The 22952-nt window shown below is 38.2% G+C and carries 24 protein-coding genes; 4 read left to right on the forward strand and 20 right to left on the reverse strand.

The window, feature by feature from the left end:
- Positions 1-921 carry a choice-of-anchor H family protein gene (locus RGQ13_RS20005; protein ID WP_348391495.1) on the reverse strand — a complete coding sequence of 307 codons (921 nt, stop codon included), beginning with the start codon at positions 919-921 and terminating at the stop codon, positions 1-3.
- Between the two features lie 247 nt (positions 922-1168).
- Here RGQ13_RS20005 and RGQ13_RS20010 point away from each other — a divergent pair, with 247 nt between their 5' ends.
- The 4 genes from RGQ13_RS20010 (at position 1169) to RGQ13_RS20025 (ending at position 5143) form a co-directional block, all read left to right on the forward strand.
- Positions 1169-1471 (forward strand): PepSY domain-containing protein, encoded by a 303-nt coding sequence (locus RGQ13_RS20010; RefSeq protein ID WP_348391496.1) that lies wholly within the window; start codon positions 1169-1171, stop codon positions 1469-1471.
- Positions 1472-1474: 3 nt separating this feature from the next.
- Positions 1475-2158 carry a response regulator transcription factor gene (locus RGQ13_RS20015; protein WP_348391497.1) on the forward strand — a complete coding sequence of 228 codons (684 nt, stop codon included), beginning with the start codon at positions 1475-1477 and terminating at the stop codon, positions 2156-2158.
- A 3-nt stretch (positions 2159-2161) separates the two neighbouring features.
- Positions 2162-3517 carry an ATP-binding protein gene (locus RGQ13_RS20020; protein ID WP_348391498.1) on the forward strand — a complete coding sequence of 452 codons (1356 nt, stop codon included), beginning with the start codon at positions 2162-2164 and terminating at the stop codon, positions 3515-3517.
- Positions 3518-3691: 174 nt separating this feature from the next.
- Positions 3692-5143: a DUF3300 domain-containing protein gene (locus tag RGQ13_RS20025; protein ID WP_348391499.1), complete on the forward strand. Its 1452-nt coding sequence runs from the start codon at positions 3692-3694 to the stop codon at positions 5141-5143.
- A gap of 358 nt (positions 5144-5501) precedes the next feature.
- Here RGQ13_RS20025 and RGQ13_RS20030 read toward each other — a convergent pair whose 3' ends face one another.
- From RGQ13_RS20030 to rpmH, 19 genes are all read right to left on the reverse strand, one after another.
- On the reverse strand, positions 5502-5927 hold the full coding sequence (locus tag RGQ13_RS20030; RefSeq protein WP_348387686.1) for a F0F1 ATP synthase subunit epsilon: 426 nt from the start codon (positions 5925-5927) through the stop codon (positions 5502-5504).
- A gap of 29 nt (positions 5928-5956) precedes the next feature.
- Positions 5957-7342: a F0F1 ATP synthase subunit beta gene (gene atpD, locus RGQ13_RS20035; protein ID WP_348391500.1), complete on the reverse strand. Its 1386-nt coding sequence runs from the start codon at positions 7340-7342 to the stop codon at positions 5957-5959.
- Positions 7343-7375: 33 nt separating this feature from the next.
- On the reverse strand, positions 7376-8236 hold the full coding sequence (gene atpG / locus RGQ13_RS20040) for a F0F1 ATP synthase subunit gamma (RefSeq protein WP_348391501.1): 861 nt from the start codon (positions 8234-8236) through the stop codon (positions 7376-7378).
- Positions 8237-8260: 24 nt separating this feature from the next.
- A complete protein-coding gene (atpA, locus tag RGQ13_RS20045) occupies positions 8261-9802 on the reverse strand; it encodes a F0F1 ATP synthase subunit alpha (protein ID WP_348391502.1) in 1542 nt (513 codons plus the stop codon).
- A gap of 14 nt (positions 9803-9816) precedes the next feature.
- Complete coding sequence (atpH, locus tag RGQ13_RS20050) at positions 9817-10350, reverse strand: F0F1 ATP synthase subunit delta (protein WP_348391503.1); 534 nt, start codon at positions 10348-10350, stop codon at positions 9817-9819.
- A 13-nt stretch (positions 10351-10363) separates the two neighbouring features.
- On the reverse strand, positions 10364-10834 hold the full coding sequence (atpF, locus tag RGQ13_RS20055) for a F0F1 ATP synthase subunit B (RefSeq protein WP_348391504.1): 471 nt from the start codon (positions 10832-10834) through the stop codon (positions 10364-10366).
- 48 nt (positions 10835-10882) lie between these two features.
- On the reverse strand, positions 10883-11098 hold the full coding sequence (atpE, locus tag RGQ13_RS20060; RefSeq protein WP_143582908.1) for a F0F1 ATP synthase subunit C: 216 nt from the start codon (positions 11096-11098) through the stop codon (positions 10883-10885).
- A 147-nt stretch (positions 11099-11245) separates the two neighbouring features.
- The gene (gene atpB, locus RGQ13_RS20065; RefSeq protein WP_348391505.1) at positions 11246-12037 is read right to left on the reverse strand and encodes a F0F1 ATP synthase subunit A; all 792 of its coding nucleotides are present in this window, start codon (positions 12035-12037) and stop codon (positions 11246-11248) included.
- A gap of 12 nt (positions 12038-12049) precedes the next feature.
- The gene (locus RGQ13_RS20070; RefSeq protein ID WP_348391506.1) at positions 12050-12445 is read right to left on the reverse strand and encodes an ATP synthase subunit I; all 396 of its coding nucleotides are present in this window, start codon (positions 12443-12445) and stop codon (positions 12050-12052) included.
- Between the two features lie 249 nt (positions 12446-12694).
- On the reverse strand, positions 12695-13585 hold the full coding sequence (locus tag RGQ13_RS20075; protein ID WP_348391507.1) for a ParB/RepB/Spo0J family partition protein: 891 nt from the start codon (positions 13583-13585) through the stop codon (positions 12695-12697).
- Positions 13586-13600: 15 nt separating this feature from the next.
- Positions 13601-14386: a ParA family protein gene (locus tag RGQ13_RS20080; protein ID WP_348391508.1), complete on the reverse strand. Its 786-nt coding sequence runs from the start codon at positions 14384-14386 to the stop codon at positions 13601-13603.
- 90 nt (positions 14387-14476) lie between these two features.
- Positions 14477-15103 (reverse strand): 16S rRNA (guanine(527)-N(7))-methyltransferase RsmG, encoded by a 627-nt coding sequence (rsmG, locus tag RGQ13_RS20085; protein ID WP_348391509.1) that lies wholly within the window; start codon positions 15101-15103, stop codon positions 14477-14479.
- A gap of 183 nt (positions 15104-15286) precedes the next feature.
- Positions 15287-17176 carry a tRNA uridine-5-carboxymethylaminomethyl(34) synthesis enzyme MnmG gene (gene mnmG / locus RGQ13_RS20090; RefSeq protein WP_348391510.1) on the reverse strand — a complete coding sequence of 630 codons (1890 nt, stop codon included), beginning with the start codon at positions 17174-17176 and terminating at the stop codon, positions 15287-15289.
- Between the two features lie 398 nt (positions 17177-17574).
- Complete coding sequence (locus RGQ13_RS20095; RefSeq protein ID WP_348391511.1) at positions 17575-18018, reverse strand: flavodoxin domain-containing protein; 444 nt, start codon at positions 18016-18018, stop codon at positions 17575-17577.
- 184 nt (positions 18019-18202) lie between these two features.
- Complete coding sequence (mnmE, locus tag RGQ13_RS20100) at positions 18203-19588, reverse strand: tRNA uridine-5-carboxymethylaminomethyl(34) synthesis GTPase MnmE (protein ID WP_348391512.1); 1386 nt, start codon at positions 19586-19588, stop codon at positions 18203-18205.
- Positions 19589-19935: 347 nt separating this feature from the next.
- Positions 19936-21594 carry a membrane protein insertase YidC gene (yidC, locus tag RGQ13_RS20105; RefSeq protein WP_348391513.1) on the reverse strand — a complete coding sequence of 553 codons (1659 nt, stop codon included), beginning with the start codon at positions 21592-21594 and terminating at the stop codon, positions 19936-19938.
- 6 nt (positions 21595-21600) lie between these two features.
- The gene (gene yidD, locus RGQ13_RS20110; protein ID WP_348391514.1) at positions 21601-21849 is read right to left on the reverse strand and encodes a membrane protein insertion efficiency factor YidD; all 249 of its coding nucleotides are present in this window, start codon (positions 21847-21849) and stop codon (positions 21601-21603) included.
- Entirely contained in the window at positions 21816-22172 is a 357-nt protein-coding gene (rnpA, locus tag RGQ13_RS20115) for a ribonuclease P protein component (protein WP_348391515.1), read from the reverse strand. Before rnpA ends, yidD begins: the two co-directional genes overlap by 34 nt.
- A 32-nt stretch (positions 22173-22204) precedes the next feature.
- The gene (rpmH, locus tag RGQ13_RS20120; RefSeq protein WP_143582920.1) at positions 22205-22339 is read right to left on the reverse strand and encodes a 50S ribosomal protein L34; all 135 of its coding nucleotides are present in this window, start codon (positions 22337-22339) and stop codon (positions 22205-22207) included.
- Positions 22340-22952: the final 613 nt, after the last annotated feature.

The following is a 22952-nucleotide window of genomic DNA, read 5'->3' on the forward strand; positions in this document are numbered from 1 at the left end:
TCAAATTGCTATCTCTTTAACTACGACCTGTTTAGTTTTACTTATAGCAACATTGCTGCGTTTAATTTTGCGTTGAAATAGAACCATCAGCATCATTATTATTCCCCATATCCCAGCACTACCACTATGGTGGTGATGGTCATCATGATAATGATCGTCATAATAAGTATCATGTTCATCACTTTCTAAAGGTAGAGCATATAAAGCATCGCTGTCATCAGAGCTAAATGTTGCCACTAAACCTGAGTAGCCAACTTCATATAAATCAATTAACACATCGTAATTGTCGCTGTAATAACCTTCATATAGTGTTGTTACTACCTCATATTCGTCATCAATATTTTCACCGGCGATGGTAAAGATGTCGGTACTAAAATAGTGAGTCCAAGGGCCGCCATCAACGCTTAAATAAAGCTCTGCGTAAACGTCGGCTCTTTCGTTTGCAATATTACTGATCACATCTGCATCAAAAACCACACTAAAGGTTTGGTAATAACCATCTTCGTCAAAGTCATCAAATAAGTAACTTTGGGCATCATAAATAGTAAACTCATGACTGTAATAACTACTGTTAATTGTAGCCATAGTTGCTGACTTACTAGCAAGGGCATTTTCATTTGTGCTCGTTGTTTTAAGCCTTTGAGCCCGCGTAAAACTAGTTGCCTTGCCAATATCCTGATCACTAAAGCTTTGTGTTCGGCTTTGTTCAATAAAGTTTAATTTATCTTGTTCACTAAACGATTGTTGTTTTTGACCAAACGAAACGGTTTTCAAAGCAGGGGGATTAGTTTGCTCTTGTGCATAAGCTTTATTAAAGCCAAATAAAACCATCAATACTTGAATTGCTAATAAAAATAGCAATATAGCCAGGGTAGACAATAAAAATTTATCTACAAAGTTAAATTTTTCTGGAATATTCATTTTGGTCACCAACTTGTTTATCACTTTGTAGGTTTATTAAAGCGCAAGCTAACTGAACATAAGCTGAACAGTATTTTATTTTTGTTCAGCTAATGTTCAGCTTACAAAAACTATCCTTGTGGTGTAAAAAAGAGACAGAAATCGAATTAATGGCAATTTGGTTTATTTAACTGATTCAATCTTTTACACTGACCTATCGCTCAAGTTTATTTGAAGCATTGGTTTTAATATTGTTTAAGGTTTGCGAATGAAATTTATTGTGTTGTGCTTATTTAGTATTGGAGTTGTTACTTCGCCATTTTCCGTGGCCAAGTTAAATAACCTTCTGCCCAAATCACAATATGCTTCGCATACACCTTACAAAAGTGCAGCGCTAAAAATTGCTAATAAAGAGCAGGCAGCAAAGTTAGTAAAATCGCGTATGGGCGGTAAAGTACTTAGTGTAAAAACAGTCAAAGGCAAGCAAGCCTACAAAGTTAAGTTACTAAAAGATGATGGCCATATTATTTCGGTTTATGTAAATGCAAAAACTGGGAAAATAAAGGGGTGATTAATGCGCTTACTTTTAGTTGAAGACGACTTACAACTGCAAAGCCAATTACAAAACCATTTACAACTCGCCAAATTTTCTGTGGATGTTGCCTCAGATGGCGAAATAGGTTTATTTCAAGGAACAGAATACCCTTACGATGCTGCAATTATTGACGTAGGTTTACCTAAAATTGATGGTATTAGCTTAATTAAATCGCTACGTGAACAGGATATTAAATTTCCAATTTTAATTTTAACTGCACGTGATCATTGGCAAGATAAAGTTACCGGTCTCGATGCTGGCGCAGATGATTACCTAGCTAAGCCTTTTCAAGTAGAAGAGTTATTAGCAAGATTAAACGCATTAATCAGACGCAGTGCCGGTCAAGCTAGCCCTGTTATTAGTAACGGTCCGCTTACCATAAATACCAAAAGTATGCAGGTTGAGGTTAATCAGCAATCTATAAATTTAAGCAGCTCAGAATATCGCTTGCTTGAGTATTTAATGTTGCATTTAGGTGAAGTTAAATCAAAAGCAGAGCTTACTGAACATATCTATAACGAAGACTTTGATCTTGATTCTAATGTAATAGAAGTATTTGTGCGCCGCTTGCGTAAAAAGCTAGATCCAAACAGTGAATACGACTTTATTGAAACACTACGTGGCCAGGGTTATAAGCTTAAGCCTTTACAAGGTAAGGCTTAGCCAATGGCTTTGAATACTCAGATCAAAGGTTGGTTTAACTCATTACAAGCACGGGTGATGGTATCGGCATTATTAATGATATTAATTATACTGCCGAGCATAGCTATTATTCTAAATAATGCCTTTACTGAACAAGTACAAAGCTCAATTCAAAATGAACTTATCGCCAGTAGTTATTCAATTTTAGCGCTCGCAGAAGTTGATAACCAACAACTACAAATGCCCGAACAATTATTAAATAATCAGTTCAATGCTAGTGGCTCTGGCTTATATGCATTAATGGTTAAAACCGACAACACTAAGCAAAATACAATATGGTCGTCACCATCTTTTATCGGCTTAACCTCACCTAATACCTTACCAACCCCAGCCATAGGTGAAAGCCGTTTTAGTAAACAAGTAATCGATAATAAAAACCATTTAGTGTATAGCTTTACTGTCAGTTTTATTGAACAACAACAAGCATTCACCATCACCTTGCATATAGTTAAAGACCAATCAGGTTTTGCCATAATGGTCGCTAAATTCCAGCAAACATTGTGGACTTGGCTAGGGTCTATAATGGCTGTTTTATTAATATTGCAATTTTTTTTGCTGAAATTTACTTTAAGGCCTTTAAGCAAATTGCAAAAAGAACTAAAGCAGATTGAGCAAGGAAATAAACACAAAATTGAGCATCAATACCCACTAGAGCTTGCTCGTGTTTCTAAACAACTAAATACCTTGTTAACAGCGCAGAAGAATCAACGTAAACGTTATCGTAATGCTCTATCTGATCTAGCCCATAGTTTAAAAAACCCTTTAGCAGTCATGCAAAGCCAAGGAAATTTAACAACTAGTTCGCTGCAACAATTATCATTAATGAATAAAACCATTGAACATCAATTAAAACGAGCTCAAAGTGGCGGTGAAACAGCTTGGCATGTAGGAATTAAAATAGAGCCTATAGCCAAAAAACTAGTGAACAGTTTGCATAAAATTTACCAACAAAAAGATCTCGTTATTAATAGTGTTATTGATGAAAAAGCTATATTTAATGGCGAGGAAAGTGACCTATTTGAGATCTTGGGTAATTTACTCGACAACGCTTGCAAGGCAGCAAACAAAGCAATAAATTTGCACGTAACTCAAAGTGAGACCCAACTTACCTTAAGCATTAGCGATGATGGTTCAGGCATAAGTACAGCCTTACAAGAAAACATTTTACAACGCGGTACTAGGGCAGACACCTATCAACAAGGTCATGGTATTGGCCTAGCAATAGTGCGTGACTTAGTTTCTAGTTATCAAGGAAACTTAACCATAGATCATAGCCATGAACTTGGCGGGGCTTTATTTACTATTACATTTAAACGGTAAAATAGACCTACTATTCAGCTAGGTCATCTGAGCTTAGCTTTTCGTTTCTCATCTCTAGTTATCTCGTTTCTTACTTTGTAGCTAACCACATTCAGCTTATGTTCAGCTTCATTTTTTTATAGTAGACACTCTAATAATTATATTGCCGTTTAATTTTCGGCATAGGGTGATCAGATGAAGTCATTAACCTTAATAATTGTATTATCATATTTGCTCAATTTACCAGTAAGTTATGCTGAGCAAATTAGCGATGTTGATAGCAAAACAGTCGAATATAGCCAAGCAGAATTAGAGCAAATGCTAGCGCCAATAGCACTGTATCCAGATAGTGTATTAACTCACATATTAATTGCTGCCACCTACCCATTAGAAGTTATTGAGGCTGAACGTTGGGTTTCTAAAAACTCCAACTCATCAAATACTGAACTCATGGATAAAGGTGAAGAAATGGAGTGGGATCCAAGCGTAGTTGCGCTATTACCGTTCGCTGGCATATTAACTAAAATGAGTACAGAGTTAACTTGGACTCGACAATTAGGCGACGCTTTCTTATCAAATGAAGAACAAGTTCTTGCTAGTATTCAATCTCTAAGACAGAAAGCTGATAACGCCGGTAGTTTAGCGCAAATGGAAAATGTGGATGTTGCTAGAGACGATAATAATATCGCTATTACTCCAGCCGATCCGCAAATTGTCTATGTGCCATATTATGACGCCCGTGTAGTTTATGGACCTTGGTATTGGTCTGGTTATCCACCTGTTTATTGGGCACATTATCCATCGTATTACTCTCCACATTATGCTGCTTATCCTGCACCGTTTTATTGGCATACTGCTGTGCATATTTCTGTAGGTTGGTTTTTTGGTGGTTTTCATTGGGGAAATCATCATGTAGTAGTTAATCATCATCCCCATTCTTATTACTACCGTCATTATAATAACCATCATCACGGTCACAATAGCCATTATAGTGGCGGTAAAAAACACTACAGTTCAGGTAAACAACATAGCTCTAAACAAAGCTCAACAGGTTATCAACGTTGGCAACATCAACCCAGTCATAGAAAGAGTATTTCGTATAAAAATGATCGGGTGGCAAAACAATACAGCAGTAATAAGCCGAGTAAAAATCAGGCCTATGTAACTAGAAAACAAGATAGAAAATTGCTGGCATTAAATGCGTACAAAGGGTCACAAAATGGCCGTAATAACAAAGCATTAAAAACCAATAAAGTAACAAGTACACGACATAAACAAATAAAACAACAATTAGATAAATCGAATGTACGTAAAAATCAGTATAAAAAAAGTAGTAATGCTGTCGCGAATAATAGCAGCAAAGCAATTAGCAAAAATTTTAGTGCTAAACCAAATAGGGCAAGTATCAACAAGTCTTATGATAATAAAAGTAACCGACAAATTAACAATTCAAGTTCGCAAAAAAGCAAGCAGGTAGCAAGCAAGAGCCCTTATACGGCAACTAAATCAACAAATAAACAGAGCTCAAAACAATACAAACCAAAAGCTAGTAAGCCTAATTACAGCTCTGCTAAACAGCACTTTAGGCCGAGTAAGGCTACTAGTCATAAGTCTTCTAGAAAGAGCTCTTCAAGGCCTAAGCATTGAGTTTAGGTTTATAAAGATCTAACTGAGGAGTTTTTTTATAAGCACGTTTTGAATTGAGGAGGTCCCGTGTCTCGCTTAAGCTCGCACAGGATAACGGTGTGTTTTTCTGAGTATAGTTGAGTGTTTGCAATGCATGTTTATTTAAACCACGCATCCCCCAAGGGTTGGGGCCTCTTTTAGCGTTCTGTAACTTAATTAAATTACCTGCTCTTTTTCTACATTTCAAACAATTTATTACCTCATAGACGTCTACTTAAATGCCAACCATGGCAAGTCGGCATTCCATCATCCATGATGTAAAAAAAAAGACACGCAATGCGTGTCTTTTTGTAGATAAGTAATTAGTTAAACTAATTTATTATCTCTTATGTTTACTTGCTTCCTGGATAACACGTAATTGCGCTACCGCTCTGGCTAGCTCAGCAGCAACTTCAGCATAATCAACATCGCCTGAGGCGTTGTGAATATGATCTTCTGCACGTTGCTTGGCATCTAAAGCAGCTTGTTCATCCAAATCATCGCCACGTACAGCCACATCGGCTAATACTGTAACGCTGTTTGGTTGAACTTCCAACATGCCGCCTGAAAGGTAAATAACCTCTTCGCCGCCATGCTGTTTAACAATACGCGCCATACCCGGTTTTAACGCAGTTAGTAATGGTGCGTGTCCAGGCATAATGCCTAGTTCACCTTCACTACCTGAAATTTGCAATGATTCAATGCGACCAGAGAATAAACTCTCTTCTGCACTTACTACATCCAAATGTGTCGTCATGGCTGCCATATTAGTCTCCTGTAGCTTATTAGGCCAAATTACATTTTGCTAGCTTTTTCAGCCGCTTCTTCGATTGCACCAACCATGTAGAACGCTTGTTCTGGTAGTTCATCGAAGTCACCCGCTAAGATGCCTTTGAAGCCTGCAATTGTATCTTTAAGAGATACGTACTTACCTGGAGAACCAGTGAATACTTCAGCAACGAAGAACGGTTGAGATAAGAAACGCTCAATCTTACGGGCACGGGCAACAGTTTGCTTATCTTCTTCAGAAAGCTCGTCCATACCTAAGATAGCGATGATATCTTTAAGTTCTTTATAACGTTGTAGAGTCGACTGTACACCACGAGCAGTTTCATAGTGTTCAACACCAACTACTAATGGATCAAGTTGACGTGAAGTAGAATCTAGTGGATCGATTGCAGGGTAGATACCTTGCGAAGCGATGTCACGAGAAAGTACAACAGTTGCATCTAAGTGAGCAAACGTAGTCGCTGGAGATGGATCCGTTAAATCATCCGCAGGTACGTATACCGCTTGGATTGATGTAATTGAACCTTTCTTAGTCGACGTAATACGCTCTTGTAGTACACCCATTTCTTCTGCAAGCGTTGGTTGGTAACCTACGGCAGATGGCATACGACCTAGAAGTGCAGATACTTCAGTACCAGCAAGAGTATAACGGTAAATGTTATCTACGAAGAAAAGTACGTCACGACCTTCGTCACGGAACTTCTCAGCCATAGTTAAACCAGTAAAGGCAACACGTAAACGGTTTCCTGGAGGCTCATTCATTTGACCGTAAACTAACGCTACTTTATCAAGTACGTTTGATTCGCTCATCTCGTGGTAAAAATCGTTACCTTCACGAGTACGCTCACCAACACCAGCGAATACAGAATAACCACTGTGCTCGATAGCGATGTTACGGATAAGCTCCATCATGTTAACGGTTTTACCAACACCAGCACCACCGAATAAACCAACTTTACCACCCTTAGCGAATGGACAAACTAGGTCGATTACTTTGATACCAGTTTCAAGTAATTCATTTGATGCAGCTTGCTCTTCATATGAAGGAGCTTCACGATGGATAGTCCAACGCTCTTCTTCTCCAATTGGACCTGCTTCATCAATAGGCTCACCCAATACGTTCATAATACGACCAAGTGTTTTCACACCTACTGGTACTTGAATATTGGTGCCTGTATTTTCTACATTCAGACCACGACGCAAACCGTCAGATGAACCCATGGCGATAGTACGAACTATGCCACCACCAAGTTGTTGTTGTACTTCTAGTACAAGACCACTTAGCTCACCTTCAGTAATTGTTAATGCGTCATATACCTGAGGTACAGCATCTTGTGGAAACTCAACGTCCACAACTGCGCCAATGATTGACACTACCTTACCTGTACTCATGTTTATTCCTCTAAACTATTAATTAAACTTTGCCTATACCGCAGCAGCGCCAGCTACAATTTCACCCAATTCTTGAGTAATACTTGCTTGACGTGCTTTGTTGTATATCAACTGTAAATCATCGATTAAGTCACCAGCATTATCTGTAGCGGCTTTCATCGCTACCATACGGGCAGCTTGTTCACTGGCTAGGTTTTCAACCACGCCTTGATATACTTGAGATTCCACATAACGAACTAATAACTGATCAAGCAATGCTTGTGCGTCTGGTTCGTATATGTAATCCCAACGATGCGAGATAGCGTCATCATCTGACTTCGGCAAAGGTAACAATTGATCGATTGTTGGCTGTTGCGTCATAGTATTTATAAACTTGTTACATACTACGTACAACCTATCGATTTCACCGTTATCATAGGCGTCTAACATAACCTTCACAGAACCGATTAAATCGGTAATAGAAGGCGAATCGCCTAAACCTGATTTTTGCGCGACAATATTTGCGCCGATAGTACCAAAGAATGTAGAGGCTTTAGAGCCCACTACAGCTAAGTCTACTTCAGCGCCTTGTTCTTGCCATTTGGCAGAATCTTTTAACACAGATTTGAACAAGTTAATATTTAAGCCACCACAAAGACCACGGTCGGTAGAAATAACGATATAGCCTACACGCTTAACTTCTCGCTCTTCCAAATAAGGATGGCGATATTCAAGTTGGCCGCGTGCAATGTGACCGATCACGTTTCTAATGTTTTCAGCGTATGGACGTGAAGCTGACATCAATTCTTGCGCTCTGCGCATCTTTGAAGCAGCAACCATTTCCATTGCGCTAGTGATCTTCTGTGTATTTTTTACACTTCCGATCTTAGTTTTTATTTCTTTACCACCGGCCATGACTATTCACTCCGAAACTATTAATTACCAGGTTTGAGTTGCTTTGAATGATTCAAGCACTTTTGTTAAACCCGCTTCGATATCTTTATCGTAGTTACCAGTTTCGTTGATGGTAGCCATAAGCTCAGCATGTTCATTGTTTGCATAAGTCAATAAAGCTGCTTCAAAATCAACGATTTTGGTCAGTTCTATATCATTTAAGAAACCTTTCTCAGCTGCAAATAATGAAATACCAGTTTCAGCCACTGACATAGGGCTGTACTGTTTTTGTTTCATTAATTCAGTAACGCGTTGACCGTGCTCTAATTGTGCACGAGTAGCGTCATCTAAATCTGATGCGAATTGAGCGAAAGCCGCTAATTCAGCATATTGAGCTAATGCTAAACGAATACCACCACCAAGTTTCTTGATGATCTTAGTTTGTGCCGCACCACCAACACGAGATACCGAGATACCAGCATTAACAGCTGGACGGATACCTGAGTTGAATAGGTTTGACTCTAAGAAAATCTGACCATCAGTGATAGAGATTACGTTAGTTGGAACGAATGCTGATACATCACCGGCTTGCGTTTCAATGATCGGAAGAGCGGTTAAAGAACCGGTCTGACCTTTCACTTCACCGTTGGTGTACTTTTCAACATATTCTGCGTTTACACGAGAAGCACGTTCTAATAAACGAGAGTGAAGATAGAAAACGTCACCTGGGTACGCTTCACGGCCTGGCGGACGACGTAAAAGTAATGAGATTTGACGGTAAGCAACTGCTTGCTTAGATAAATCATCATATACGATTAGTGCATCTTCACCGCGGTCACGGAAGTATTCACCCATAGTACAACCAGAGTATGGTGCTAAGTATTGTAATGCGGCAGCTTCAGAAGCTGATGCTACTACAACAATAGTATTTGATAACGCGCCGTGCTCTTCTAGAGAACGTACAACGTTAGCAACAGTTGACGCTTTTTGGCCAATTGCTACGTAAATACTCTTAATACCAGTATTCTTTTGGTTAATAATTGCGTCTAGTGCGATCGCAGATTTACCAATTTGACGGTCACCGATGATAAGCTCACGCTGACCACGTCCGATTGGAATCATTGAGTCAATTGATTTGATACCAGTTTGAACTGGCTCATCAACTGATTTACGATCGATAACACCTGGTGCGATACGCTCAACTGGTGCATAACCATCGTTTTCGATTGGTCCTTTACCGTCAATTGGCTCGCCTAGAGTGTTAACAACACGACCTAAAAGGCCACGTCCTACTGGTACTTCTAAAATACGACCAGTACTTTTAACTTTTAAACCTTCGTATAAGTCCGCGTAAGGACCCATAACTACCGCACCTACCGAATCTCGGTCTAGGTTTAACGCGATAGCGTAACGGCTGCCAGGAAGTTCGATCATCTCACCTTGCATTACATCTGCAAGGCCATTGATGCGAATGATACCATCTGTTACAGAAACGATAGTACCTTCGTTACGAGCTTCACTAACAACGTCAAATTGATCAATACGATTTTTGATCAATTCAGCGATTTCAGTGGAATTCAGTTGCATGCTCTGTTCCCCAATTAGGATTGTAATGTAGTTGCTAAACGGTTCAGTTTACCACGAACTGAGCCATCGATAACCATATCACCAGCCTTGATAACAAGACCAGATACTACGGTAGCATCTACTGTACAATTAAGCTTAACTTTACGTGCCAAACGCTTTTCAAGCGCGGCGCTTAATGTTTTAACTTCAGCTGCTTTTAATTTTTGAGCAGAAGTTACATCTACAGAAACTTCTTGTTCGTAATCTGCTTTCAATTCAACAAATTGTACAAGAATTTCTGGTAACGCCAACAAACGTTGATTTTCAGCCAATAACTTAATAAAGTTTTGACCTTTGTCGTTTAATTGCTCGCCACAAACACTGATGAACAAGCTTTTCACTTCTTCAATGCCTTTGTCACCATTAAGGTAACCGGCTACAGTGTCGTTTTGTGCTACTTCAGCGGCAAACACTAGCATTTCTAACCAAGTGTCTACTGCGTTAGCTTCAACGGCATAATCAAACGCTGCTTTAGCATAAGGACGAGCAACGGTAGTCAATTCAGACATAGCTCATATCCCCTTAAAGTTCAGCGACTAGTTTATCTAAGATGTCGCTATGTGTAGCGGCATCGATAGAGCGTTCAAGAATTTTCTCTGCACCAGCAACGGCAAGAACAGCAACTTGTTTGCGCAGTTCTTCACGAGCACGGTGACGCTCTGATTCTATTTCGGCATGACCAGACGCGATAATTTTATCACGTTCAGCAATTGCTTTGCCGGCAGCTTCTTCAATCATTTGAGTTTCGCGCTTTTTAGCACCATCAACGATTTCAGCAGCTTGAGCTTTAGCTTCTTTTAACTGTGCTTTTGCATTGTCTTGAGCAAGCTCTAGATCTTTTGCAGCACGTTCAGAAGCAGCAAGTCCGTCAGCAATAGTTTTTTGACGGTCTTCGATGGCTGCCATAATTGGTGGCCATACGAACTTCATGCAGAATATTACGAATACGACAAATGCGATTAATTCACCAACTAAGGTTAAGTTAATATTCATTTGTGTACCTCCTTTAAGTTATTCAAGTTTAATAAATAATGGTTTTTATTAAAGTGCGAATAACATGTATAGACCAATACCTACACCGATCATCGCGATAGCATCGATAAGACCCGCTACGATGAACATTTTTACTTGAAGTTGTGGTGCTAATTCAGGTTGACGAGCAGCTGATTCTAAGAATTTGCCACCAAGTAGACCGAAACCAATCGCAGTACCTAAAGCACCTAAACCGATTAGTAAAGCAACAGCAATATATAACATGTGTATCTCCAGTTATTATTTAGTTAGTTAAGTTAAAAATTAAAGTATTTAATAAAATTAAATTTTGTACATTTGGGCTTCCTGCCCTAAACCATTATGGTTACATCCTGTGTACTAGTTCTTGCTAAGTAATTATCTTAGTAGGAACTAGTGATCTTCGTGCGCTAAGCTTAAATACACGATGGTTAACATCATGAAGATAAACGCTTGAAGAGGAATTACTAGTAAATGGAACGCTGCCCATAAAAAGTGTACCGGCAATTGGAATAAACCAATTGTGGCGATCAAAATAAAGATCAACTCACCCGCATATAAGTTACCAAACAAACGCAGTGCCAATGATAATGGACGAGCAAGTAAAGTTACTGATTCTAAGATGAAGTTTACTGGGATAAAGGCCCAGTGGTTAAACGGTTGTAGTGTTAGTTCCTTCATGAAACCACCAAAACCTTTTATCTTGATTGAGTAGTATATGACTAGGAAGAACACACCTAAAGAAAGGGCGAAAGTCATATTTAAATCAGTAGTTGGCACTGACTTAATGTAAACATGAGAAGGATCAACACCCATAAAGCCACCAATAAATTGGGCAATAGTAGGAATTAAGTCAACCGGAACCCAGTCCATTGCGTTCATCAATAATACCCATACAAAGATGGTTAATGATAATGGCGCAATTAGCTTGTTTTTGCCGTGGAATGTTTCTTTGACAGAGCTATCGACAAAGCCAATGATCATTTCCACTGCACATTGCAGCTTACCTGGAACACCTGTGGTCGCTTTTTTTGCTACCGAACGGAATGTTAAGAGAAAAACCAAACCTAGAAAGATTGACCAACCTAATGTATCCACATTAAGAGTCATGAAACTTCCTTCACCTACGCTAACTTGCCAGTTAGTAAGGTGATGTTTGATATAAGAGCCTGTATCTGCAGCCATCTTCTATCCTAATTATTGTTGATTAAAGTTAAATTTATTAACAACACTCGCCAAAAACGGAGCCAGCATTGTTAAGGAATATGTTGTAAAAAATACTATTGGCGCTAAATCGAGAAATTTAAAACACAAAACAAATAAAATTGCCGTTAGTATCATTTTTAATTTTACGCCTTTGTAAAACGAGTCTACGACTTGTTGTGAGGCGCTTGCTCCAGCAAACTTAAAAGCTTTCAGAGCAAATACAAAATTAGGGATAATACTTACTGCACCACCAGCTAAAGCTGACTGGGCCATAGTAAATCCCCAATTAAAATAAACAGTTAAAAAACTTAGTAGCGTTACTATCAGCTGCATTAACAGTTGAATATTGGCAACTTTTTTACCGGGCTTAGTTAAAATATTTGTCACCGGTAACTCCTAAGAAACACTATTAAAAAACGTATTTTTTAAGCGAATGTTTTTTTTATAGTCAAACGCGTGCGCAAGTATACTGATTTACAGCACTTTTGCAACTTTTAAGCCTATTACAATACATTAATCCATCAATTATTTTATTAGACATTTGGCTAAAAATGATCGGACTGAGTAAATATTCCAATTCGACAAAAATTGATAACATTAAAGTATAATTTGATAAACAACATCTACACTTTGTTATTATTGTATTTTTGCCAAGATACCTTCTAACTCATCAAGTGATGCGAAAGATATCTCCATTTTTCCTTTGCCTTTTTTATTGTGCTTAATTTGTACCGGCGAGCCTATACGCATGGCTAAATTATCTTCAAGTTTTAACGTATCAGGGTCTTTTACATCAGGTTGCTTTTCAACAACTGGTTGTTGGACCTTTTTTACTAACTTTTCAGTTTCACGAACGGTTAACTCTTTAGCAGCCACAGTGCGAGCAGTGGTTGTTTGTAAGTCACCTTGTAAACTTAGCAGGGCCCTTGCATGGCCCATTTCAATATCGCCATTTTCGAGGAAGGTTTTTACGTCATCATTTAAACTATTTAAACGTAATAAGTTGGTTACTGTAGTGCGTGATTTACCAACAGCAGTGGCAACTTCTTGGTGAGTGAGTTCAAATTCACTTAATAAGCGCTCTAATGCAATGGCTTCTTCCATGGCATTAAGATCTTCACGCTGAATGTTTTCAATTAAAGCAATAGCAACGGCCGATTCATCAGGTACGTCTTTAATTAAACATGGGATCATGTCTAAGTTAGCTAATTGTGATGCTCGCCAGCGACGTTCACCAGCTATAATTTCGTATTTATCTTTGCCAACAGGACGAACAACAACAGGCTGAATAATACCTTGTGCTTTTATCGAATTAGCAAGATCTTCAAGTGCACCTTCAGACATGTCTTTGCGTGGTTGATATTTACCTGGCTGTAACTGCTCAATTGGTAACTTTTGCAGTTCGCTTTTAGTAACGACTGCTTGGCTTTCCGTAACTTCTTGCTCAGATCTATCTGTTTTTCTAGGTGCTGAGGTTAAAAGGGCATCTAAGCCTCTACCTAAGCCGCGACGTTTCGACGTGCTCATGAATATCCTTGCTTATTATTCGCTAACCGTGGCCGGTTGTGCCTGTTTTTTTAATACTTCACCAGCTAAAGCTAAATACGCTTTTGCGCCAGTTGCCGATTTATCATAATACATTGCCGGAGTACCAAAGCTTGGTGCTTCAGCTAAACGTACATTACGAGGAATAACTGTTCGATAAACTTTATCGCCAAAATGACGTTTTAACTGTTCAGACACATCATTAGCTAAACGGTTACGAGGATCGTACATAGTACGTAAAATACCTTCAATATGAAGATCTTTATTCACCACTGAAGAAAGTTTAGAAATGGTATCCATTAATGCTGTTAAACCTTCAAGTGCGTAATACTCACATTGCATAGGAACTAATACTGAGTCAGCGGCAGCCATAGCATTAACAGTGAGCATGTTTAGAGAAGGAGGGCAATCAATGATAATAAAATCATAATTGTCTTTAAATGGCGCTAAAGAGTTTTTTAAGCGTTGCTCACGAGCGTACACTTCCATTAACTTAATTTCAGCAGCAGTTACATCAGTATTGGCAGCAATTAAATCATAAAGGCCGGTAGTTTCAGTGCAGATAACTTCATTAAGGGGTAATTCATCAATTAACAACTCGTAACTTGTTGCGTGCACGTCGTATTTATCAATACCACTACCCATAGTGGCATTACCTTGTGGATCAAGGTCAATTAATAATACTTTACGTTTGGTTGCTGCTAAAGAGGCCGCTAAATTAACCGACGTAGTTGTTTTGCCCACACCACCTTTTTGGTTGGCAACTGCTATAATTTTTCCCACAATGTCCCCGCGCCAATAAATATTTTCAAGTTCAGCTATTATTTTTCTCTGGCTGATTTGCTAATTTAGCAAAGAATTACAAGATTAGCTTTATTTTATTTTCTTTAATTCAATTAAATGTCGTTGCCCTTCAAGCTCAGGCACAGTAAGTGTAAAACTATCTACTAATTCAATTCCTGCAGGCATAGAATTCAGTTCATCTGCAGGGTACAAGCCTTTTAATGCGTAAAAGCGTCCCTTGTCATCAATTAAATGCTGACACCAAGTGATCATATCTTCTAACGAAGCAAAAGCTCGACTTAACACTCCATCAAATGGAACTTCTGGTATATATTTCTCAACTCTAGACTGTACAGGTGTAACATTTTCTAGCTTTAATTGATAAACCACTTGTTTTAAAAAGGTAACTCGCTTGCCTAAGCTATCTAATAAGACAAAATGCTTATTGGGATACAAAATAGCTAGAGGAATACCTGGTAAACCTGGACCTGTGCCTACATCAATAAAACTATTACCGTTTAGGTGAGGCCCATTCACTAATGAATCTAAAATATGTTTGACCAGCATTTCACTCGGATCGCGAACAGACGTTAAGTTATAGGCTTTATTCCATTTATGAAGTAATTCAACATAGCCAACAAGTTTGGATACTTGCTCATCTGAAAGTTGTAAATCAGTTTTATTCAACAATGCTTTTAAGTCAGAAGTTAAATCCATTATTGGACCTCGAAATTGGAAAGGTTATAAACGCATAGTTTATGCGTTAAAATTTATCGTCATTGCGGGGTTGATCCACAAGCTATCTGCTTTATAACGAGCTCTTTACTGAGTCACAGCACGCTTAAGGAGGTCCCCGCCTACACGGGGATGACGGTGTTATTTTTTGATTTTTATTTAGTTTTATGCAGTTTTACGTAACAAGCCGTGTTTTTTCAAGTATACCAACAATAATGAAATTGCCGCAGGAGTTATTCCGGAAATACGAGAAGCTTTACCTAGCGTTTCTGGACGAGAGTCAGTTAACTTTGCAACAACCTCATTTGATAAGCCTGAAATTTTTGAAAAATCAAAGTCACCTGGAATTAAAGTATTCTCATGACGTTTCTTTTTCTCAATCTCATCGAGCTGACGATCAATATAACCTTGATACTTAGTTTGTATTTCAACTTGCTCTGACGCTTGTTTATCAGCAATTCCAGGGCCAAATTCTTCAATTGACATCAGATCATCATAACGCGTTTCAGGACGACGCAATAATTCTTCCAAATTAGCTTCTCTGCTTAATGGATTTTTTAGCATAGGGTTTAATTTATCTACCGCAGGGTGATCTTTTTGCACCCATAACGCTCGCAAACGCTGACGTTCTTGCTCTACATTTTCCATTTTTTCACAAAAACGAGCCCAACGTGCATCTCCAACTAAACCTAATTCACGACCTTGTTCAGTTAAGCGAATGTCGGCATTATCTTCACGTAATAACAAACGATATTCAGCACGAGAGGTAAACATACGGTACGGTTCTTTTGTACCTAAGGTAGAAAGATCATCAATTAACACGCCCATATACGCCTGTTCACGTCCAGGAGTCCAAGACTCTTTGTCCATGCTACGACGAGCAGCGTTTAGGCCTGCAATTAAACCTTGTGCACCTGCTTCTTCATAACCTGTAGTACCGTTGATTTGCCCAGCAAAAAATAAGTTTTCAATATGTTTAGTTTCTAGTGTTTGTTTTAAATCGCGAGGATCGAAAAAATCATACTCAATGGCATAGCCTGGGCGAGTAATATGAGCGTTTTCAAAACCTTTTATAGAGCGAACCAAGTCCATTTGTACATCAAAAGGCAAACTTGTAGAAATACCATTCGGGTAAATTTCATGAGTAGTTAAACCTTCCGGCTCAACAAAAATTTGATGCGAGTCTTTATCACTAAAGCGCATAATTTTATCTTCAATAGAAGGGCAATAGCGTGGGCCAATGCCTTCAATAACACCGGTATACATTGGTGATCTGTCTAAACCACCACGAATAATGTCATGAGTATTTGTATTGGTGTGAGTAATGTAACAAGGAATTTGTTGTGGATGATGTTCAGTTTTTCCCATATATGAGAACGTAGGTACTGGAGCATCGCCAGGTTGTGCTTGCATAACAGAGAAATCGAGGCTTCTTGCATCTAACCGTGGTGGGGTACCTGTTTTTAAACGATCGATCCTAAATGGCATATCACGTAAACGATCTGCTAAATTTACTGATGCAGGATCTCCTGAACGTCCACCTTGATAGCTGTTTAAGCCAATATGTATTTGACCTGCAAGAAAAGTACCTACGGTTAAAACAACAGTTTTAGCTGTAAATTTAAGACCCATTTGTGTGGAAACACCGGCGACACGATCGCCATCCATGATCAAGTCATCACATTCTTGTTGAAAAATAGTTAAGTTTTCTTGATTTTCCAAGTAGTTACGTACGTAAGCTTTATACAGTAAACGATCCGCTTGTGCTCTTGTAGCACGAACAGCAGGACCTTTTGAAGAGTTCAGAGTACGAAATTGGATCCCTGCATGATCTGTCGCTTCAGCCATTAACCCGCCTAGCGCATCAATCTCTTTCACCAGGTGTCCTTTACCAATTCCACCAATTGCTGGATTACACGACATAGCACCTAAAGTGTCAATGTTATGAGTAAGCAATAATGTTTTACAACCCATGCGAGCTGCGGCTAAAGATGCTTCTGTGCCTGCGTGTCCGCCTCCGACAACAATTACGTCAAAGGATTCTTGATACAACATGCTTGAGCACCTCTAAAATTTATTAATGAAAAATCTAAGGTGTGTATTCTACCGTTATTTTTGGCTGAGGGAAACGATCAAATTGTTAAAAAGATCGGGGTGTCGATCCTTAAATAATATATAAAGATCTATATATAGATCTTATTATTATTACTATTAAGGATCCTTATTTCTGTTGATAAGTGTTTTTTCACTATATATAACATAGTGTTGTGGTGGATCGGATCCTGTGATCAAAGCTTGATCAACTACCTTATAACCTCTGATCAAAAAGGCTACTTATCCACACCTAGTTTTGAAAATATTTATATACACTGAATAATAATAGAAAATTAATATGTTTTACCCAGACTTATCCACATAGGTGGTTTTATATGAGTAGATCTGTGAATAAGTCTTTATAAGTGATCAATTATTGATCGTATCCAATTAGCTGCCGCTTCTTCTGGATCATCAATATCGATCATGTCTATAGTGAATAAATTGGATATTTCTTTGCACTTTTTATCTAACATGATGTTTTTTAAGGTTTTTCCTGCTTGACAGAAGGTGTCGTAGTTACTGTCACCAACAGCGATCACAAGGAAAGGTAGATCGTTTAACTCTAGATCATCAGCTTTTAGATCGTGTATAAAGTTTTCGATATTTTCTGGAAAATCACCAGCGCCATGTGTTGAAGTACAAAAGAGCCAGGTTTGGTTTTCTTTATTTATTTCTGAATAGTTGGGCTTAAAATGAATTTTTGTGCTGTGCCCATGTTCTTTTAATACTTCTTCAGCTGCTTCTGCAACGTATTCTGTACCACCTAACATGCTGCCAACTATGATTTGAAATGAAGACATTTGGGTTCCTTTATTGATATTTAAGCACACTGTCAAGCAGGGAGGTCCCGACCTTCGTCGGGATGACGGAGTACTTTTTGGAGTATATTTTACGCTAACTGAGTTAATTTACGCCACGTCATTCCGACGAAGGTCGGAACCTCATGACGCGTATAGTGCGTCAATTAAAGTATATTTTGTTAGGTCACTTACCAATACAAAACGAAGAAAATATCTGGCCAAGCAAGTCATCAGAGGTAAACTCACCGGTGATCTCGTTTAGTTCTTGCTGACATATACGTAACTCTTCTGCCAATATTTCGCCTGCTACGTAAGATTCGAGCTGGTCTAGACCCGTTATTAAATGTTGGTGGGCATTATTCAACGCAACCAAATGACGACGACGCGCCATAAAACCGCCCTCTATATTGCCTTCATAACCCATGCATTCTTTTAAATGTTCTTTTAAGGTAGTAATTCCTGATTCAGTTTTAGCTGATAAAGATACTGTTGGCGTACCATGATCAATTGTTAAACCTGTTGTAATACCACTAACATCAGCTTTATTTTTTACTATGGTTACGCCCATATTATTTGGTAATTTTTCAAAAAATTCAGGCCAAAATGCTTTTGGATTGTCACCAGTTTCTTTACTTGAGTCGATCATCAACAAAACTCTATCCGCTTGTGCTATCTCTTTCCATGCACGTTCAATACCTATTTGTTCGACTTTATCAGGGCTTTCTCGTAAACCTGCCGTATCAATAATATGTAATGGCATACCATCAATATGTATTTGTTCACTTAATACATCACGAGTAGTACCTTCAATATCAGTTACTATGGCTGAATCTTTACCACTTAAAGCATTCAGTAGACTTGATTTACCTGCATTTGGACGCCCTGCGATTACTACACGCATACCTTCTCTGATAATGGCCCCTTGTTGAGCTTTTGCCATAACATCGTCAACTTGGGCGATTAACGACTTTAGATCGGTATTTATTTTGGTATCGGCAAGAAAATCAATTTCTTCTTCAGGAAAATCTATTGCAGCTTCTACATACATGCGCAAATGAATGACATCTTCAACTAATTGATGAACAAGTTTGGAAAAATCACCTTGCAGTGAGTGCAGTGCGCAGCGAGCAGCTTGTTCAGAGCTTGAATTGATCAAATCAGCAATAGCTTCAGCTTGTGTTAAATCGAGTTTATCATTCATAAATGCTTGCTCTGAAAATTCACCAGGGCGAGCCATACGCACAGCTTTTAAACTTAATATATGTTTTAACAGCATATCTAAAATTACCGGACCACCATGTCCCTGTAATTCTAAAATGTCTTCACCAGTAAACGAATTAGGACCTTTGAAGTAAAGTGCTATCCCTTGATCTATTACTTTTTTGTTTTGATCATAAAAAGGCAAGTATTCAGCTTTTCTCACTTCGGGGACTTTACCTAATAAATGCTCAGCTACCATTTTAGCGAGTGGCCCTGAAACTCTAATTATGCCTACACCGCCACGCCCTGGAGCTGTTGCCTGTGCGGCTATGGTTTCAGTGTTATGGCTTAAAGTACTTGTGTTTGGCATTGGTTAATTCGCTAATAGGTTTAAAACTGGATAATAGTTTGTATTATAAACATAAAAGAGGAGAGAAACGAGGAAACTAGAAACTAAGAGCGGGTAAGTTTTATGGAGTTGATTATTTATAAGCACAATGTCAAGCAGGGAGGTCCCTGATGTCGCTAAAGCTCCTCCGGGATGACGTTATACTTTTTCGAAATATATTTGAGCCTCCGTAGATCTTGTTAACTTAAACCACGTCATTCCGTGATGTTGTTGCACGGAACCTTCTGCAGCGTATTGTGCAAAAGTTAACTTATTTTCACTCATAAAAAAAGCGACCTAATGGTCGCTTTTTAAAAGTAGTTTTAAACTTACTTCTTCGCCAACAACGCTTTTTCTTCGGCTTTATCTATACCTCTGAAAATGATTAGCATTTGCACGATGGTTATTACGTTTGAAATAAACCAGTAAAGTACTAATCCTGATGGGAACCATAAGAAGAAGAACGTGAAGAACACTGGCATCCATTGCATCATTTTTTGTTGCATTGGATCTTGGCTCATCGCAGGTTGTAATTTCTGCATTAACAACATCGATGCACCCATTAAAATAGGTAAGATGAAGTATGGGTCTTTTGAAGATAAATCGGTGATCCATAAACCAAACTCAGCATGACGCAATTCAACACTTTCCATAAACACCCAGTAAAGTGCTAAGAAAATTGGCATTTGTAGAATTAGCGGTAAACAACCACCTGCAGGGTTTACTTTTTCTTTCTTATAAAGCTCCATCATAGCTTGTGACATTTTTTGTCTGTCGTCGCCGAAACGTTCTTTTAATGCGGCCATTTTAGGTTGGATCTTACGCATTTTAGCCATTGAAGTGTATTGCGTTTTAGTTAACGGGTACATTAATGTTTTCACAACAATAGTGATACAAATGATTGCTAAGCCCCAGTTTACAACAATATCCTGGATGAAAATTAGTAACCAGAATAATGGTTGGCTGATCATCCAAAGGAAGCCATAATCAACAGTTAAGTCTAAACCTTCAGATATTTTCTCTAACTTGTCTTGATCTTTCGGACCAACATAAAATGTAGCTGTAGCTATTTCAGAGCTGCCAGGAGCTACATTTATCAGTGGCTCTTTAAAACCTATAACAGCTTGGCCATTGTTGTCTAAATAACGACTATATAGTTGGTTGTTAGTTTCACCACTTGGTACCCAAGCGGTAACAAAGTAATGTTGTAACATTGCAACCCAGCCAGCTTTGGTAGATTCTTTTAAGTTAGCGTCTTCAATATCACCAAAGTCATATTTTTCGTACCGAGTTTCGCTTGTTGAGTATGCAGCACCACGGTAGGTTGGCATCATCATATTAGAATCTTCATCAACATTGGTTGATTGCTTTAACTGACCATATAATTGTACTGAAGCTGCAACTGAAGAGTTGTTGATAATTTTATAATCGACAGCAACATCATACTTACCTTTAATTAAGGTAAAGCTTTTTACGTAAGTGATATCATTTTCTGCGAATGTCAGTTCAACAACTAAGCTTTCGCTGCCATCAGTTAATGAATAACTTTGCGCTGAAGTTGAGTAAATTGGACGACCGGCAGGGTTAGCATCAGGACCTTGACTACCTATTAAGCCACTTTGCGCAACAAAGGTATAACCTTCGGTAGTTAAAATTGGCATTGGTATGCCGCTACCTTGTTCCGTTTCAAAAGCTAATAAATTAGCAGCAATAATGTCACCACCTTGCGTATTAATTTTAAGTTCTAATACGTCAGAAGTAATGGTAATTATGCCACCTTTTGTTTCTGCCTGAGGAACAGATGTTTGCTCGCCTGTTGCAGCAGGGACAAATTCACCAGACTCTGCAGAGTTACTGGTAGGTATTGAAGAAGTTTCATTCACTTCTACAGGTGTCTGAATTGGGGCATTATCCATTTGCCATTGGTTGAATAGTAAATAACTAACAACTAACAATGCTACAAATAGCAAACCGCGTTGTGATTCCATAATGTGCTAATTCTCTTGTTTTGATTTTGGTACGGGATCTTCTCCACCCGCATGCAGTGGATGACATCTTAATATACGTTTGCTTGCTAACCAACCACCTTTTAATGCACCAAAGCGATTTATTGCTTCAATAGCATAAGTTGAGCAGGTTGGATTGAATCGACAATTATTACCTAATAGCGGGCTAAGCCAACGTTTATAGGCATTTATGGGGGCAATAATTAACTTTTGTGCCGTTGAATTATTTTTCGCCATATTTTTTCCAGTTGTTGATTAATAGCATCGTTATCGAGCTTATCAATACCTGACTTTACCATAACAACCAGATCGACTGCAGGTAATTTATGCTGATTTAGACGAAAACTTTCTCTAGTTAGACGTTTCATACGATTTCTTTGCACAGCTAATTTAACTCGCTTTTTAGCGATAGCCATACCTAAACGATTAGTATTGTCTGAATTTGAAGTAATTAAGATGGTGAAATGGTTAGAACCATAACGAGTTGGATTGTCGAAGACTTGTTTAAAATGACCGGGAGTCAATAAACGTGACTCCCGATTAAATTCGTAGTTACCCATGTGGGTTACTTATCCTTATTTTACAATAAGAATTAAGCGGTAAGCTTTGCACGACCTTTTGCACGACGACGTGCGATTACTGCACGACCGTTTTTAGTTGCCATGCGAGCACGGAAACCGTGGTTACGTTTACGCTTTAAGTTACTAGGTTGAAATGTTCTTTTCATTACGCTAATCCGTCTGTTTTGTTTGCTTTGCGAAAACAAACGTTTTCGAGCAGGGTGATAAAATTTGAGGCCGAATTCTAAGTTTAATTACAACTAAAGTCAACGATAATTATAAATTAATAATAGAAAAGATCCTTTTACTTAAAGTTCAGGATCTTTTTGATCATAAAATTCGATCGTGATCTATATATAACAGGGCTTATTTATAGTAAAAAACAATAATGTCCACAGTTTTATAACAATAGTAAATTTAAGTTTTAATAACTCTATATTCAACTGTCATTATTATAGTTTATTTCATTGTGCATTTAATAGTCTTAATTACATTTTAATGCAATTATTATAGTGTTTATTATCAGTGACTTACGTTTAGTCCAACTGAAGGGTAAAAGTTTTTTTTGATTAAATCCTTTTGCTGTATTGCACTTGTGGATAAGTAGGGAGATAATGACTTTAATCTAACAATTATTATTATAACTTAGATCGTTTCTGACCATTGATTTTTAGCACTCAATCAGCCATTTAATTTATTGTTTATTTCAATATTTTTACTTATCTGATTCTTTTCTATTTGTGCCATTAGAGTTACGCGATCTATTACGGGAGTTTTTGA

The sequence above is a fragment of the Thalassotalea psychrophila genome (assembly GCF_031583595.1).
Taxonomy (GTDB): Bacteria; Pseudomonadota; Gammaproteobacteria; order Enterobacterales; family Alteromonadaceae; genus Thalassotalea_A; species Thalassotalea_A psychrophila.